This is a genomic window from Nonomuraea sp. WAC 01424, assembly GCF_003947315.1.
In the GTDB taxonomy this organism is placed as follows: domain Bacteria; phylum Actinomycetota; class Actinomycetes; order Streptosporangiales; family Streptosporangiaceae; genus Nonomuraea; species Nonomuraea spiralis.
The window spans coordinates 68,345-82,389 of the sequence record NZ_QHHZ01000012.1; the positions used below are offsets into that span (position 1 = coordinate 68,345).

15 protein-coding genes and 1 tRNA gene are annotated in these 14,045 nt (G+C 72.4%); 8 read left to right on the plus strand and 8 right to left on the minus strand.

Annotated elements, in window-relative coordinates; translation table 11 throughout:
- Nucleotides 1-43: 43 nt before the first annotated feature.
- From DMB42_RS30990 to DMB42_RS31000, 3 genes are all read left to right on the plus strand, one after another.
- Nucleotides 44-1,252 carry an FAD-binding protein gene (locus DMB42_RS30990; protein ID WP_312024769.1) on the plus strand — a complete coding sequence of 403 codons (1,209 nt, stop codon included), beginning with the start codon at nt 44-46 and terminating at the stop codon, nt 1,250-1,252.
- A 91-nt stretch (nt 1,253-1,343) separates the two neighbouring features.
- A complete protein-coding gene (locus DMB42_RS30995; protein ID WP_125639498.1) occupies nt 1,344-2,147 on the plus strand; it encodes an LLM class flavin-dependent oxidoreductase in 804 nt (267 codons plus the stop codon).
- Between the two features lie 36 nt (nt 2,148-2,183).
- Complete coding sequence (locus tag DMB42_RS31000) at nt 2,184-2,579, plus strand: DUF3224 domain-containing protein (protein ID WP_260478051.1); 396 nt, start codon at nt 2,184-2,186, stop codon at nt 2,577-2,579.
- A 488-nt stretch (nt 2,580-3,067) separates the two neighbouring features.
- Here the strand turns inward: DMB42_RS31000 and DMB42_RS31005 are convergent.
- Nucleotides 3,068-3,140 (minus strand) — tRNA-Ala (locus DMB42_RS31005).
- Nucleotides 3,141-3,234: 94 nt separating this feature from the next.
- Between DMB42_RS31005 and DMB42_RS31010 the strand changes: the two genes are divergently transcribed.
- Nucleotides 3,235-3,912 carry a tRNA-dependent cyclodipeptide synthase gene (locus tag DMB42_RS31010; RefSeq protein ID WP_185844945.1) on the plus strand — a complete coding sequence of 226 codons (678 nt, stop codon included), beginning with the start codon at nt 3,235-3,237 and terminating at the stop codon, nt 3,910-3,912.
- A gap of 165 nt (nt 3,913-4,077) precedes the next feature.
- On the opposite strand, the gene DMB42_RS31015 is transcribed toward DMB42_RS31010, so the two are convergent.
- Nucleotides 4,078-5,553: a von Willebrand factor type A domain-containing protein gene (locus tag DMB42_RS31015; protein ID WP_125639523.1), complete on the minus strand. Its 1,476-nt coding sequence runs from the start codon at nt 5,551-5,553 to the stop codon at nt 4,078-4,080.
- Between the two features lie 357 nt (nt 5,554-5,910).
- Here DMB42_RS31015 and DMB42_RS31020 point away from each other — a divergent pair, with 357 nt between their 5' ends.
- Nucleotides 5,911-6,765, plus strand: coding sequence for an asparagine synthase-related protein (locus DMB42_RS31020; protein WP_185844946.1), 855 nt, complete (start codon nt 5,911-5,913; stop codon nt 6,763-6,765).
- Between the two features lie 78 nt (nt 6,766-6,843).
- Here DMB42_RS31020 and DMB42_RS31030 read toward each other — a convergent pair whose 3' ends face one another.
- Nucleotides 6,844-7,863, minus strand: a complete 1,020-nt coding sequence (locus tag DMB42_RS31030) for a type III polyketide synthase (RefSeq protein WP_125639525.1) — start codon at nt 7,861-7,863, stop codon at nt 6,844-6,846.
- Nucleotides 7,864-7,990: 127 nt separating this feature from the next.
- On the opposite strand from DMB42_RS31030, the gene DMB42_RS31035 reads away from it, so the two are divergent.
- The gene (locus tag DMB42_RS31035; RefSeq protein ID WP_125640225.1) at nt 7,991-8,938 is read left to right on the plus strand and encodes a helix-turn-helix domain-containing protein; all 948 of its coding nucleotides are present in this window, start codon (nt 7,991-7,993) and stop codon (nt 8,936-8,938) included.
- A gap of 36 nt (nt 8,939-8,974) precedes the next feature.
- Here DMB42_RS31035 and DMB42_RS31040 read toward each other — a convergent pair whose 3' ends face one another.
- Complete coding sequence (locus DMB42_RS31040) at nt 8,975-9,613, minus strand: TetR/AcrR family transcriptional regulator (protein ID WP_125639528.1); 639 nt, start codon at nt 9,611-9,613, stop codon at nt 8,975-8,977.
- A gap of 22 nt (nt 9,614-9,635) precedes the next feature.
- Here DMB42_RS31040 and DMB42_RS31045 point away from each other — a divergent pair, with 22 nt between their 5' ends.
- Nucleotides 9,636-10,964: an MFS transporter gene (locus DMB42_RS31045; protein ID WP_125639530.1), complete on the plus strand. Its 1,329-nt coding sequence runs from the start codon at nt 9,636-9,638 to the stop codon at nt 10,962-10,964.
- Nucleotides 10,961-11,374, plus strand: a complete 414-nt coding sequence (locus tag DMB42_RS31050; RefSeq protein WP_125639533.1) for a hemerythrin domain-containing protein — start codon at nt 10,961-10,963, stop codon at nt 11,372-11,374. Before DMB42_RS31045 ends, DMB42_RS31050 begins: the two co-directional genes overlap by 4 nt.
- A gap of 18 nt (nt 11,375-11,392) precedes the next feature.
- Here DMB42_RS31050 and DMB42_RS31055 read toward each other — a convergent pair whose 3' ends face one another.
- From DMB42_RS31055 to DMB42_RS31070, 4 genes are all read right to left on the minus strand, one after another.
- Nucleotides 11,393-12,256 (minus strand): pyridoxamine 5'-phosphate oxidase family protein, encoded by an 864-nt coding sequence (locus DMB42_RS31055; protein WP_125639536.1) that lies wholly within the window; start codon nt 12,254-12,256, stop codon nt 11,393-11,395.
- A complete protein-coding gene (locus tag DMB42_RS31060; protein WP_125639539.1) occupies nt 12,257-12,700 on the minus strand; it encodes a VOC family protein in 444 nt (147 codons plus the stop codon).
- 88 nt (nt 12,701-12,788) lie between these two features.
- Nucleotides 12,789-13,364: an ABATE domain-containing protein gene (locus tag DMB42_RS31065; RefSeq protein ID WP_221762433.1), complete on the minus strand. Its 576-nt coding sequence runs from the start codon at nt 13,362-13,364 to the stop codon at nt 12,789-12,791.
- A gap of 49 nt (nt 13,365-13,413) precedes the next feature.
- On the minus strand, nt 13,414-14,028 hold the full coding sequence (locus DMB42_RS31070) for a TetR/AcrR family transcriptional regulator (RefSeq protein ID WP_125639542.1): 615 nt from the start codon (nt 14,026-14,028) through the stop codon (nt 13,414-13,416).
- Nucleotides 14,029-14,045 lie beyond the last annotated feature (17 nt).

The window sequence follows — 14,045 nt, forward strand, 5'->3', positions numbered from 1 at the left end:
CGGGAGAGCTGGCAAGGGATGGCCACTGATTAGGGTGAAAGCCGTGACGTTGACCAACTGGGCGGGCAACACCGCCTTCCGGGCCAGAGCCGTCCATCATCCCGTCTCCCTGGACGAGCTGCGCGGCCTGGTCGCCGCCGGTGACCGGATCCGGGCCCTGGGCAGCGGCCACTCCTTCAACGACGTCGCCGACACCACCGGCGACCTCGTCGTGCTCGATCGCATGCCCGAGACGATCGAGATCGACAGCGCGGCCCGCCGGGTACGGGTCGGCGCGGGCACCACGTACGCCCGGCTGGCCGAGGCGGTGCACGCGGCCGGGTTCGCGCTGGAGAACATGGCCTCGCTCCCGCACATCTCGGTCGGCGGCTCGGTCGCGACCGGCACGCACGGCTCCGGCGACGCCAACCGCTGCCTGGCCGCCGCCGTGTCCGGGCTGGAGCTGGTCACCGCCGACGGCTCGGTGTCGTCGTTGTCCCGCGGGGACGACGGTTTCGCCGGCGCGGTCGTCTCGCTGGGCGCGCTCGGCGTCGTCACCGCGCTGACGCTGGACCTCGTACCGGCCTTCGAGCTGCGCCAGTACGTCCGCGAGGGCCTGACGCCCGACGCGCTGGACGGCTTCGACGACATCATGGCGAACGGCTACAGCATGAGCCTGTTCACCGACTGGCGCGACACCCGCGTCTGGCTCAAGCGCCGCGAGGAGTTCACGGACGACTCCTGGCACGGCACCCGTCCCGCCACCGCGCCACAGCACCCGCTGGCCGGGATGCCCGCCGGCGCCTGCACCACGCAGCTCGGCGTGCCGGGGCCCTGGCACGAACGCCTGCCGCACTTCCGCGCCGACGCGCCGCCGAGCGGCGCGGGCGACGAACTCCAGTCGGAGTTCCTGCTGCCCCGCGCGCACGCGGTCGCGGCCCTGCGCGAGCTGTACGCCGTCGGCGACCGCCTACGGCCCGCGCTGCACGTCTCGGAGGTGCGGACGATCGCCGCCGACGACCTGTGGCTCAGCCCGTTCCGCGACCGCGACAGCGTCGGCGTGCACTTCACCTGGATCAGGGACGTGGCCGCCGTGCTCCCCGCACTCGACCTGGTCGAACGGACACTGGCCCCCTTCGACCCGCGGCCGCACTGGGGCAAGCTGTTCACCCGCCGCCCGGACTGCCCCGGCGACTTCCGCGAGCTGGTACGGCGGATGGACCCGGCGGGCAAGTTCGCCAACGACTTCGTCCGGCTACTGCTGGGGGAGTAGCGGCCCGCGCCGGGCTTGCGCCCGGCGGCGTAGGGGGCCACCGGTCCGGCGGACGATGTGCCGGCCGGGTCCGCACGCCATCGTGGAACGCATGACCGATCACCCGTTCAGATTCGGAGCCGTCGCCGGCCAAGCGCAGACCGCCGAGGCCTGGACCGGCCTGGCCCGCAGGGTCGAGAGCCTGGGCTACTCCACCCTGCTCGTCCCCGACACGCTCGGGACGTTGTCGCCGTTCGCCGCCGCGGCCGCGGCCGCCGCCGTCACCACGACGTTGCGGGTCGGCACGTTCGTGGTCAGCGTTCCGTACCGGACGCCCGAGACCGTCGCCTGGGAGACCGCCACCCTGCACACCCAGATCGGCGGCCGCTTCGAGCTGGGCCTCGGCGCCGGCCGGCCCGGCGCCGAGCAGGACGCGGCGGCGCTCGGCGTGCCGTTCGGCACGCCCCGCGAGCGCGTGGACCGCCTGGCCAGGACCATCGACGCGGTCCGGGACACGGTGAAGGAGGTGCCGATCCTGGTCGCAGCCTCGGGCACCCGCGTGCTCGGGCTGGCCGCCCGCAAGGCCGGTACGGTGGCGCTCGGCCTGCCGCCGCAGCACACCGAGGACCAGGTCGCCGTCCGTCTCGACGAGCTGTATGAGCTGGCCGGTGACCGATTCCACGACCTGGAGATCGGCATGAACCTGATGGCCGTGGGAGGCGAGCCGCCGGCCTGGCTGACCAGCCGGTTCGGCCCGCTCGGCCCCGACGCCACCGGCCTGCTCACCGGCACCCCCGACCAGATGGCCGAGACCCTCCGGCGGCGCAGGGAGCGGCTCGGGGTCTCGTACGTGTCGGTGAACGCCCAGTTCATGGACGCCTTCGCCCCGGTCATCGAACGCCTGGCCGGTACCTGACGGAAGCTGACAGGTACACCCGGCAAGATGACTCCCATGACCGCAAAGGGAACCTTCGACACCGCCGGCTGGGACGCCAAGCCGCCCTTCGACGAGCGCGACGGCATCACGCTCGGGCTCGTCAGCATGACCAAGACCTTCCACGGCGACCTGACCGGGACCAGCGTCGTGAACCTGATGGTGGCCTCGACCCCGGTCGAGGAGTCACGGGTGTACGTGGCGCTCGAACGCATCGAAGGCACCCTGGAGGGCCGCAAGGGCAGCTTCGTCGTGGCGCACCACGCGGTGAGCGACCGCGGCCGGCAATCGCTCACCATCACGGTCGTCCCCGACTCGGCAACCGGCGAGCTCACCGGCCTCCGCGGCCACATGACCATCACCATCGCCGCAGACGGCACCCACTCCTACACCCTCGACCACACCCTCCCCTAACCCCGATCCCACCAGCACCACCACCCACTCGCCGCGCCTGACACGCCTCGCACCGGGGGCAGGCGTAGGTGGCGCGCGGTGCCATCCGCGCCCGGTACGCCCCGCGCCGGGCTTCCGCGCCGGGGGAGCAGCTCGCGGGGGCCATCTGTGCTTCGGTTACGGCTTCCGTGTCTGGTACGGGTTGCGCGGGGCCTTCTGCGCCTCGTACGGCCCCGGCCGGGCTTTCGCGTCTGGGCAGGGGCTCGTGTCTGGGCTTCGCGCCTTGTACGGCTCGCGTCCGCGCCGTACCGTCCGCGCTCGCCCAGCGCACGGTCCGCGCCCGCTTTTCCGCCTCGGCAACAGGGCGGGTTCGAGGTGTGAGGGGGCCGGGGCTGCGTTTGGGGTGCGCGGATTGCCGCAGATGGCGAGGCGTGGCTCGCTTCAGAAGAGAGGAATTGTGCCCGAAGAGCTGGGCGAGTGACCGCCCGGATCGGGCGGTGGGAAAGGGGTGGAGCTATGGGGATTCGAACCCCAGACCTCCTCCATGCCATGGAGGCGCGCTACCAACTGCGCCATAGCCCCTTGCTGCGATCACAAGTGTATCGGACTTCGGGACCCGCGAAACACATGCGCGTACCAGGCATACGTACAGTCAAATCTTGCTACTCTCCGTGCCATGTCAAGCGTGCAGGCCGTCCCCTTGACCGCGCGGTGCGCGAAGATCCTCGCCACTCGTGAGCATGCCGTCGTCGGGGTGAGCGCGTTCAACGGGTTCTTCACCCTTCGTGCCATCCGCAGCCTCCTGGAGTGGGCCACCCGCACGTTCACCGGTGTTCACGTGCTCGTGCCGGGCGTCGAGCTGGCCGGTACGTTGATCGCGCGCGGCCTCCCGTCCGGCGCGGCGCTGATCAAGGCCAGGTCGGCGGCCAACAACACGCGCAACCGGGTGATCCGGGTGCTCGACGGCATGGACGCGGCCAACGCCACCGTCTTCGACTGGAACGAGCTGGCGGGCAACCGGCCCTACCGGCGGTCCCGGCGGGAGCTGGAGCGGCTGGTCGCGCGGGATCCGGCGTTCCGTGAGCGGTGCGTGGCGGCGGTGTTGCCGATCGTCGGCGGCCAGGAGCTCACCCCCGAGCAGGCCGCGAACGCGCTGCCCTTCCTGCTGGCCGAGTTGCCGCTGATGATGAACAGCCCGGCCATCCTGCGCACCGGCTCGTCGGTGTTCTGCCATCCGGAGCCGATGCCCATGGTGGGGGAGCTGTACGCGGGCTCGCTGCCCGTCTCGCGCTCGCCCCACCAGGGCTTCGTCTCCCCCCGGCTGGGCCCCGAGCGGCCCGCCGACCCCGCCTGAGCCCAGGCCCTGCCCGATCCCAGGCCCTGCCCGATCCCAGGCCCTGCCCGATCCCAGGCCCTGCCCGATCCCAGGCCCTGCCCGATCCCAGGCCCTGCCCGATCCCAGGCCCTGCCCGATCCCGGGCCTCGCCTGAGCTTGGGCCCGGCCCAGGGAAGGGGCGGGTCAGCCGACTGAGCGGGCCTTGTCGATGAGGGTGGTCAGCTCGGTGACCATCGGGTCCTCCGAGGCCCCGGCCAGCCGCGCGGCGTGCTCGCGCAGCGCCGGCAGGTCCAGCCCGAACGCCTTCCTGTCCCGCAGGTAGACCGCGAACGCCGCGACGACCACGTCCACCTGAAGGCGTACCGGCGTCTTGTCCCAGATCGAGGCGTTCAGGTCGCCGGTCTGGAGGGACTTGCCGGATTCGGCGGCCTCGCGGGTGTCGGGGTCCTGCCAGCGTACGGTCGCCTGGGCGAGCTGGCCGCGGGCGCCCGGCTTGAGGTGGAGGGCGTACAGGGCGGTGACCGAGTGGCCGGGGCCGATCTCGCCGCCGTCGCGGCTGTCGTCGCGGAACTCCTCGGCCGACATCACGCGGTTGTCGTACCCGATGAGCTGGTAGCTCTCCACGACCGACGGGTTGAACACGACCTGCGCCTTGGCGTCGCGCGCGCGTACCTCGATGGTGGCGGGGAGCTGGGTGGTGAAGACCTTCTCGGCCTCCTGCTCGGAGTCCACGTAGACGGCCATGCCGTCGCCGTTGTCGGCGAGCTGCTCCATCAGTTCGTCGCCGTAGTCGCGGCCGACGCCGACGGTGAGCAGCGTGACCTGCTTGCCCGCGTACTCCTTGACCTGGTCCACGATGGTCTGCCACTCCGTCGCGCCCTGGTTGGCCAGGCCGTCGGAGAGCAGGACGACACGGTTGGTGGCGGCGGGGCGGAACGCCCCCGACGCCTCCCGGTAGCCGGCCAGCATGCCGCTCTCCAGGTTCGTGCCGCCGGAGGTCTCCAGCTCGTCCACCGCGGCGTGCAACTGGGTACGCGCGGTGAGCGGCGTCATCGAGGCCAGCAGCTTGGCCTCGTCGCTGAACGACACGAGCGACACCTGGTCGCCGGGCGCGAGCTGGTCGAGCAGCTTGTGCAGGGCCGACTTGACCAGGTCGAGGCGCCCGGCCTCGGCCATCGAGCCGGAGACGTCGACCACGAACGTGAGGTTCGCCGGGCGGCGGGCGGCCGAGTCGGAGGCGCGGGTCTGCAGGCCCACGCGGAGCACGGCCTCGTCGCGTGCGGGCAGTCGCGCGCCGTCGACGTGCACGGTGAAGCCGTCGTCGGAGGGCTGCTCGTAGTCCTGCCTGAAGGCGTTGACCCATTCCTCCGGGCGGATCTCGCCGGGCGCGGGCCAGCGTCCCTCCTGGAGCGTACGGCGGGCGTAGCCGTACGAGGCGGTGTCCACGTCCAGGGCGAAGGTGGAGATCTGCGCCGTGGTCGTGTCCTGTTCGGCTTGCTCGGGGCCGGCCGCCGACGCGCTCGGCGCGAGCCGCCGCTGCTGGTCGGACGCGGGGGCCCGCGCGGCGCTGCCACTCGTCGATCCGCCGGAGCCGCCACATGCGGCGAGTCCGAGCAACGCGGCGAGTCCGACACTGATGGCTAAGGGACGAAATCTCATCGCAACCACCTCCGCGTCCTATGACGAAGGTCAGTACGCGGGTGGCCGGGCCGGAGACTCAAGCGAGCACAAACCGCGATCGTCACGTGATCAGTTGTGACAATTGGTACGAATGAGATAGGCACGGATGCCGTGCGCGTCTATCTCGGTGTGGCCGCCAAGCGGCAGGACGTCCCTGTCCGTGTCCTGGACAAGGTCCGTTCCGTTATCGAAATCGCCTTCCCCGTGCCCCTGACGTCATCCGCGGCCGCGAGTGGCACGGGCGCGGCGTCTCCCTGTTCGCCTGGACGAACGAGCCCGACGACACCCGCCGCCCCCCGCTGCTGTCGGAGCACCGCGATCAACCGGGTCGGCCCGGTGTTCCACGCCGAGACCCCCGACCTGTACGTGGTCGGCAGCCGGGCCCTGCTCGTGCATCTCGTGGCCCAGCCGGTGGACCGCGTCGACCACGACCTGCTCGCGCTCCAGACGATGGTCAGGCAGGGGTTCTTCCTGTCGGACGAGACGCCGTACAAGGGGGTCTCGGCGCTGCGGCCCAGCTCGCGGATCACCGTACGGGACGGTGTACGGACGATCACCGGGACGCCGCTGCCCGAGGCCGCGCCGGCGCCCGCCACCGGACGCGCCAAGCGCGCGGCCATCGGCGAGCCGGCGAACGCGCTGCTGGCCAACGTCGCGCCGCTGCGAGACCTGGACGAGCCGGTGAACCTGGCGTTGACCGGCGGGCGCGACACCCGGATCCTGGCCGCGCTGCTGCACGCGGCGCGGGTGCCCTTCCGCGTGACGACGAACGGCCTGGACAGCCACCCGGACGTGATCATCGCCAGGGAGATCGCGGCCCGGCTCAAGGTGGAGCACACGGTCATCGCCCCGCCGCAGACGGCCGAGAAGGACGCCGTGCTGGTGGAGCACCCGCTGAGCCGGGCGTGGAAGACGCTGCGCACCTGCGAGGGCATGACCTCGGCGACAAGGCGCTGCTGCGCCGCGTTTCGGCAGGTGGGCGGGGGGCCAGGCCCAGCGCCGCCCGTACCACCCGGTTGTCCAGGAAGGGGCGCACCGGGTCGCCGCGCCGCAGCGCGCCCGCCCGCGCGCCGGCCTGCCAGCGTCCCACCTTGTACCAGATGTAGAGGTGGCACAGGGCCTCCAGCCGGTTCGGCCGCTGCTGCCACGGTCTGGTCAGCTCCCGCGCGTGCTCGTTGGCCTCCGCCGTGAACAGCGGCGCGTCCTTGCAGAACGTGGTGGATCACCGGTGCGGCAGGAGCGACTCGCCTCACCAGTGAGCGGCTCGCCTCACCAGTGCAGCAGGAGCAACTCGGCGGAGAAACCGGGGCCGAGCGCGATCAGCACGGCGGGCATGCCGGGATGCCCCCGCGTCTCCTGGAGCACGTGGAGGACCGAGACCGACGACAGGTTGCCGTACGTGCGCAGCGACCGCCACGTCACCTCCAGGGCCTTGGGGTCCAGGTCGAGGCTCTGCGTGATCGTGTCGATGACCTTGGGGCCGCCGGGGTGGCAGATCCAGGTGGGCACCTCCTCGGGGGTCAGGCCGTAGTCGGCCAGGAAGGTTCTGATGTCGTCCGCCAGCACCTGGTTCACGAAGTCGGTGAGGTCGGCGTCGAGCACGATGCGGAAGCCGTGGTCGCTCACCTCCCAGCCCATCAGGTGCTCGGTGTCGGGATAGAGCCTGCTGCGGGTGGCGACGACCTCGGGGCCCCTGCCGCGTCCGGTGCCCACGACGGCCGCCGCGCCGTCCCCGAACAGGCCGCTGGCGACCAGGTTCGCGATCGAGGTGTCGTCGCGCTGGATGGTCAGCGAGCACAACTCCACGCAGACCAGCACGGCGGCGTGGTCGGGCCAGCCGCGCAGGTAGTCGTGCAGGCGGGCCAGGCCCGAGGCCCCGGCCGCGCAGCCGAGGCCGAACACCGGCACCCGCTTGACGTCGCCGCGCAGCCCGAGCCGCTGGGCCAGCCTGGCGTCGAGCGAGGGCGTGGCCAGGCCCGTGGTCGAGCAGAACAGCAGGTGGTCGACCTTCTCCGGGGACACGTCGGCCTTTTCGAGGGCGCCTCTGACCGCCTGTTCGCCCAGGTCGAGGGCGATCTCGATGAACATGGCGTTGGCGCGGCCGAAGGAGTCGAGCTTGGAGTAGCCGTCCAGGGGCAGCGCGAGGTTGCGGCCCACGACGCCGGTGGCGGCGTGGAAGTGCCGCAGCAACTCCTCGTCGCAGTCCGTCAGACGGGAGAACGCCTCCGTGATCTCCGCCTGCTCGTAGCGGTGACCGGGGAAAACGGTCTCCACCCCCGAAATATGCATATATCACTCCTGCCGCAGGGAGGAGGGCGCTAACCTGCTCGCGCCGGATATAGGCGGTTAATATGCATTTGTGCCGCTCACGTCTCACGGCTGCCCGTCGTCGCGTCCGCTTCCGGTTCCTGGCCGCCTGCCGACGGTCGCCGTGCTGGCCTTCGACGGTATGGCGCCGTTCGAGCTGGGCTGCGTGGTGGAGTTCTTCGGGCTGCCCCGGCCCGAGCTGGACGTCCCCTGGTACGACCTCAAGGTGTGCGCCGAGACGTCCGAGCCGCTGCGCGTGGTCGGCGGGTTCACCATGCGGGCCGAGCACGGGCTCGACGTCGTGGCCGGGGCCGGCACGGTGATCGTGCCCGGCGTCGCCGACGTGTGCGGTGAGGTGTCCGGCGCGCTGGTCGGGGCACTGCGCCTGGCCCACGAGCGGGGCGCCCGGATCGTGTCGATCTGCTCCGGCGCGTTCGCGCTGGCCGCCGCAGGTCTCCTCGACGGCCGCGAGGCCACCACTCACTGGAAGTACGCCGACCTGCTCCAGCGCCGCTTCCCCGCCGTCCGGGTCAACCCCTCGGTCCTGTACGTGGACGGCGGCGACGTGCTGACCAGCGCGGGCAGCGCGGCCGGCCTCGACCTGCTCGTCCACCTGGTACGCAACGACCACGGCCCGAACGTGGCCAACGAGGTCGCCCGACGCCTGGTCATCCCGCCGCACCGGGAGGGCGGCCAGGCCCAGTTCATCCAGGCGGCCGTCACGCCCGTGGAGGACGACGACGCCGTGGCCAGGGCGATGGCGTGGGCGCTGGCGCACCTGGCCGGGCCGATCAGCGTGGCCGACCTCGCCAAGGTGGCGAACCTGTCACAACGCTCGTTCATCAGGCATTTCAAGCGGCAGACCGGGACCAGCCCGCTGCGGTGGGTGATCTCGCAGCGGGTGGCGGCGAGCCTGCCGATGCTGGAATCGACGACGGCGCCGGTCGAGGAGATCGGGGCGGCGGTCGGGTTCGAGAGCCCGGTGACGTTCCGGCACCACTTCGCGAGGGCCATGCGCACCTCGCCGTCCGCCTACCGCCGTACCTTCGCCGGCTGACCGCCGTACCCGAGGTCTGCGGGCCCGGTGTCCGGGTCAGGGCAGCAGGCCGTGGACCAGGGCGCGCAGTCCCGGCTCGTAGGTGTCCTCGGCGGTGAGCTCGGCCCAGCGGCCGCCCAGTTCGGCCAGGCGGGGCAGGGTGGCCGGGTCGAGACCGGCGAAGACCTGCGCGCGGTAGGTCGGCCGGTCCTCCTCGCGCCGCCGCCCGGCCGCCGCCCGTACGGCGATCTCGCCCGCCGTGTAGTGCCAGATGATCCGGTAGACGTGCACGGCCCGCTCGATCGGCACGCCCGCCTCGACGACCGCGTCGATGATCTTCTCCGGGTACCACAGCGCGCCGACCGCGAGCAGGTCGTCGGCGCGCAGCACGTCCACCGCCCAGGGGCAGCCGGACACCGCGTCGCGCATGGCCAGGGCCACGGTGACGACCCGTTCGCGCGGGTCGGGGGGCAGGTCGGGGCGTGGGATCCCGGCCGCGTACTCGTCGAGCAGGAGCAGCAGGAGCTCCTCCTTGTCGCGGACGTGGTGGTAGAGCGCCATCGGCGTGCTGCCGACCTCCTTGGCCAGCCTGCGCATGGTCAGCCCGCCGACGCCGTCGGCCTCGATGACCTGGTGCGCCGCTGCCACGATGTCCGCCCGCGAGATCCGGGGTGGTCTTCCAGTGCGTGCCGGCATGCCGCCATGTTACTTTCTATACATGTATAAAAAGACATCTCCCTGGACGGCGGTGGTGGTTTTGGCGTTCGCCGTCGCCGTCGGATCCCTCCAGATGACGGTCGTCGTCCCGATGCTCCCGCTGCTCCAGCGGCAGTTGGGGGCGCCTGCCACGTCCGTCTCCTGGACCCTCACCGCCGGTCTGCTGTCGGGCGCGGTCGCGATCCCGCTGCTGTCGCGGCTCGGCGACATGTACGGCCGCCGTACCGTCGACCTGTCCGCGCTCGGCCTGCTCGTGGCCGGCGCGGCGGTCGCCGCCCTGTCCGGCACGCTCGGCGCGGTCATCGCGGGCCGGGTGTTGCAGGGCGTGTCCGCCGCGCTGCTCCCGCTGGCCATGGGGCTGGTCAGGCAGGCGGTCCCCGCCCACCGGCTGCCCACGGCGATCGGCGTGCTCAGCGCGACCATCGGCGTGGGCAGCGGCGGCGGCATGATCCTCGCCGGGCTGGTGGACGGCGACTACCACTCGATGTTCTGGATCCTGGCGGCGCTGGGCGCGGTGAGCTTCACCCTGGTGGCGGCCCTGGTGCGGGAGGTGACCCCGGCCGGGGCGGCGGGCCGGCCGGACCTGGTGGGGGCCGCGCTGGTCTCCGGATGGCTGGTCTGCCTGCTGCTCGCGATCAGCAAGGGCGCCGCGTGGGGCTGGACCTCGCCGCGGACGTCCGGGTTGCTCGCGGCGGGCGTCGTGCTGGCGGTGGCCTGGGTGGTCACGGCCCGGCGCAGCGCCTCGCCGCTGATCGAGATCCCCATGTTGCTGCACCGGGGCACGATCGGGGCCACGGTGGCCTCGTTCCTGATCGGGTTCGCGCTGTTCGCGGCCATCACCACGCTCTCGGCGGTCGCGCAGGGCGCCCTCGGGGCCTCGGTGCTCCAGGTCGGGCTCTACCTGCTGCCGACGACGGTCCTGATGCTCGCGGTGTCGGTGCTGGCCGGCCCGCTGATGCGGCGCCTCTCCGCCTCGGCGCTGGTCTCCGCCGGGTCCGCGCTGGTCACCGCCGCCACCGTGTGGCTGGTGATCTCCCGCGACAGCGGCGCCGACCTGTACGGGGCCGCCGCCGTCCTGGGCGTCGGCGTCGGCCTCGGGTACGCCGCGCTCGGCACGATGGCCGTCGAACACGTCGAACCCGCCAAGACCGCGGCGGCCGGAGGCGTGAACGCGCTGGTCAGAGTCGTGGGCAGCAGCCTGGCCGGAGCCGTGGGGGCGGCCGTGCTGTCCTCCGGGGGCGCCGGCTGGAGCTTCGGCGTCGCCGCCGTGGCCGCCCTGCTGGCGGCCGTGTTCTCGACCGTCCACCGGGCGAGGGGGGAGTGGGCATGACCGCGGAGCAGCGCGTGGTGGCCTGGGGCGACGAACTGGTGAAACTGCACGCCGGTTTCCGTCAGGAGCTGGCCCGGATCAGGGCGGGTGGTCACGGGGCCGACCTGCGTACGCACTGCCTGGCCTTCTGCGACGCCCTCCACGCCCACCACGAGGGCGAGGACGCCGTGTTGTTCCCGCACCTGGCCGCCGGGCATCCCGAGCTGGCCGAAGTCCTGGCCAGACTGGGAGCGGAGCACCGCGTGGTGGCCCGGATCAGCGGCCGCGTCCGCGACCTGGCCGGCGCGGACGCGGACGCCGCCGACGAGCTCGACCGGCTGTCCGCCGAGTTGGAGGCCCACCTCGACTATGAGGAGGAGCAGCTCGTCCCGCTGCTGAACAGCATGACCACGATGCCCGAGGATCTCTGAGCCCGTGTGCTCCCGCCGTCAGCGGGTGACGGGCGGGTTGAAGCGGTGGAGGCCGGGCGGCGTCCAGCCCGCGCCGACCGTGCCCTCCATGTGCGTGTACGCCGTCAGCCCGAACCGGACGACGCGCCCCTCCCCGCTCCAGTCCACCTCGGCCCGCCCGGTCAGGTGGAGGGTCTGGCCCCGGGCCCAGTCGACGAACAGCAGCCCGGCGGCCGGGTCCAGCTCCAGGTTGCCGAGCGTCATGAACATCGAGTTGCCGGGATAGTCCGGGAACTCCAGCGACGCCGGCCCGGTCACCCGGACGAACCCGGGGTTTCCGCCCCGGTGCGAGACGTCGGCCCCCAGGCCCTCGGCGCGGGTGGCGATGAAGAACGTGTCGGCGCTCTCGATCCACTCCACGTGGCGCGGCGTGAACGCCGTCCCGTCGCCCGCGACCGCAGGGATGCCGGGCGGGGCGGTGGGCTCGCGGGTCTGGATGTGCTTGGGGCAGTTGGCGTACACCTGCTCGGTCCAGATCACCAGGCTGTCGCCCGCCCGTACGGCGGTGCCGTTCACGCGCATCCGGCGGCGGGTGTGCGGCTCGATGGCCAGCAGCCCGAGGTCGCGTTCCGCGGTGAACAGGTCGCGCAGGGGCGCGGCGGGCAGGGCCCGGACCGTGATCGTGCGGTCGTCGGCGGCGGTCGCGAAGCCGCGCGGGCCGGTCAGCACGTCCGCCCACACCTGACCGAGGTCGTCGGCCGCGCCCGCCACCAGCAGACGCTGCTCGCCCAGGAACGCGGCGGCCACCTCGGGAATCTCCGGACGGGTGCGCGAGCTGCCGAACGCGCCCGGCTCCCGAACCCCCGCCCGGGCCTGGACGGCGATCTCCCCTGGATGCCTCATTTAGAAGAACCCGCAGGTCGGAGCGCCGGGAGTGGGGGCGGGACGGTCGCCGGCGGCGCCCGGCGCGTAGATCTCCAGCCGGATGCCGTCGGGGTCCTCGAAGTACAGGCCACCGTAGGAGGCGCCCTCGCCGTGCGGGACCACCCCGCCGTGGTGCACGGTGGCGCCGATCTCCTTGACGACCTGTTCGGCCCTGCTCAGCGCGTCGGCGTCCGCGACCCCGTAGGACAGGTGGTGCAGGCCGGGCAGCGCGGTGGAGAAGCGGTTCTCACTCTGCTGCCAGAGCGTGACCACCAGGTCTCCGTCCTGGGTGAGGAGGGCGAAGCGGCGGCCGTCCTCCTGCGACTCGTGCGAGACGGTGAAGCCGAAGACGCGGCTGTAGAACTCCTTCGACCTGTCGAGGTCGGTGACGTTGAGCCCGACGTGCCCGGGGCGGAAGGACATACGACTCTCCTCATCTAATGGTTGCACGACCGATCAGCCGTTAGAAGACAATATAACGGCAAAAATCGGTCTTTGGCGTTAGATGGGGCTATTTCTTGTGCTCCCGGTAGTGCCGGGCCGCCCGCGCGCGGTTGCCGCAGGCCGGCGAGCACCACTCCTGGCGCGGGTGCTCCTTGACGAAATAGAGCACGCAGCGCGGGGCGCCGCAGGTGCGCAGCAGGGTGCGGCCGGGGCCGGCCAGGAAAACCACGGCGGCGGTGGCGAGCCTGCCCCGCAGGCGCGCGGACGTGCTCGCCTTCACGGCGGGGACGGTGGTCAGCGCGGGCTCGCCGGTCCAGGTCAGTTGCGGGGCCGTGGGGGCGGCCAGCGCGGTCGCGTTCACCAGGGTCAGCGACTCGGCGAAGCCGGGCAGGTCCGCCGCGTCCGCGCCGCTCGGCGGGGCCGGGGCGATCGCCCTGGCCAGCAGGGCCCGTACGGCCTGGCGCAGCCGTACGGTCTGCTCGCGCAGTTCCTCCGAGGCGGTGAAGTCGGGCGCCACGCCCAGGTCGGCCGCGTGCCCGCGCACCCACTCGGTCGTCGTGGCCGCGTCGCGCAGCAGGTCGTAGGGCCCGGCACGGTCGGCTCCGACCGTGCCGGCGAACTCCATGGTCAGGAAGGTGGACATGCCTCCAATCTAACGCCTGCTCGCCGCCGCTGCCGTTAGACGGGAGGGGTCAGCGGCCGGGTTCGATCAGGGTGGCGAGGTGGCGGCGGAGGCAGCGGCGCATCAGGCCGGGCGTCATCCGCTCGGGATGCAGCACGCCCTCGACGGTGAGCCCGTCGATCAGCGCGCACAGGCGTTCGGTCTCCACCTCGACGTCGGCGCCCAGGCGGCCGTGCGCGGCGATGCCCGCGATGATCCGGCCGACCAGCCGGCGCATGCCGTCGTACGCCTCCTGAGCCTGAGGCCGCAGCTCGGGACGGGTGCGCGCGGCCGTCGTGAACGCCAGCCAGACCGCGGCCTCCTCCAGTCGCGGCTCGTCCAGCGGCAGCAGCTCCGACAACATCAGCTCGACCCGCTCGGCCCGCTCTCCGCCGTCCTGGGCGGCGAGGAGCGGCCCGACGCGTTCCTCCAGGCGCGCGCTGATCCGCTCGACCGAGGCGCGCATCGCGAAGGTCATCAGCTCGGTGTGTCCGGCGAAGTAGTGGCGCACCGAGCCGATCGCCAGCCCGGCCTCCTCCGCCACGTTGCGCAGCGACGCCTGCTCGAACCCGGCACGGCGGACGACCCGGAACACGGCGTCGGCCACCTCGTCGCGGCGGGCCTCTGGATCGACGACTTTCGGCATGTTGTCCTTTATAGCAC

Coding starts and splice junctions, on each gene's coding strand:
- DMB42_RS31030 (WP_125639525.1), bottom strand. CDS start 7,863: ATGCATATTTCGGGGGTGGAGACCGTTTTCCCCGGTCACCGCTACGAG.
- DMB42_RS31065 (WP_221762433.1), bottom strand. CDS start 13,364: ATGTCCACCTTCCTGACCATGGAGTTCGCCGGCACGGTCGGAGCCGAC.
- DMB42_RS31070 (WP_125639542.1), bottom strand. CDS start 14,028: ATGCCGAAAGTCGTCGATCCAGAGGCCCGCCGCGACGAGGTGGCCGAC.
- DMB42_RS30995 (WP_125639498.1), top strand. CDS start 1,344: ATGACCGATCACCCGTTCAGATTCGGAGCCGTCGCCGGCCAAGCGCAG.
- DMB42_RS31015 (WP_125639523.1), bottom strand. CDS start 5,553: ATGAGATTTCGTCCCTTAGCCATCAGTGTCGGACTCGCCGCGTTGCTC.
- DMB42_RS31060 (WP_125639539.1), bottom strand. CDS start 12,700: ATGTCCTTCCGCCCCGGGCACGTCGGGCTCAACGTCACCGACCTCGAC.
- DMB42_RS31000 (WP_260478051.1), top strand. CDS start 2,184: ATGACCGCAAAGGGAACCTTCGACACCGCCGGCTGGGACGCCAAGCCG.
- DMB42_RS31045 (WP_125639530.1), top strand. CDS start 9,636: ATGTATAAAAAGACATCTCCCTGGACGGCGGTGGTGGTTTTGGCGTTC.
- DMB42_RS31055 (WP_125639536.1), bottom strand. CDS start 12,256: ATGAGGCATCCAGGGGAGATCGCCGTCCAGGCCCGGGCGGGGGTTCGG.
- DMB42_RS31010 (WP_185844945.1), top strand. CDS start 3,235: ATGTCAAGCGTGCAGGCCGTCCCCTTGACCGCGCGGTGCGCGAAGATC.
- DMB42_RS31050 (WP_125639533.1), top strand. CDS start 10,961: ATGACCGCGGAGCAGCGCGTGGTGGCCTGGGGCGACGAACTGGTGAAA.
- DMB42_RS31040 (WP_125639528.1), bottom strand. CDS start 9,613: ATGCCGGCACGCACTGGAAGACCACCCCGGATCTCGCGGGCGGACATC.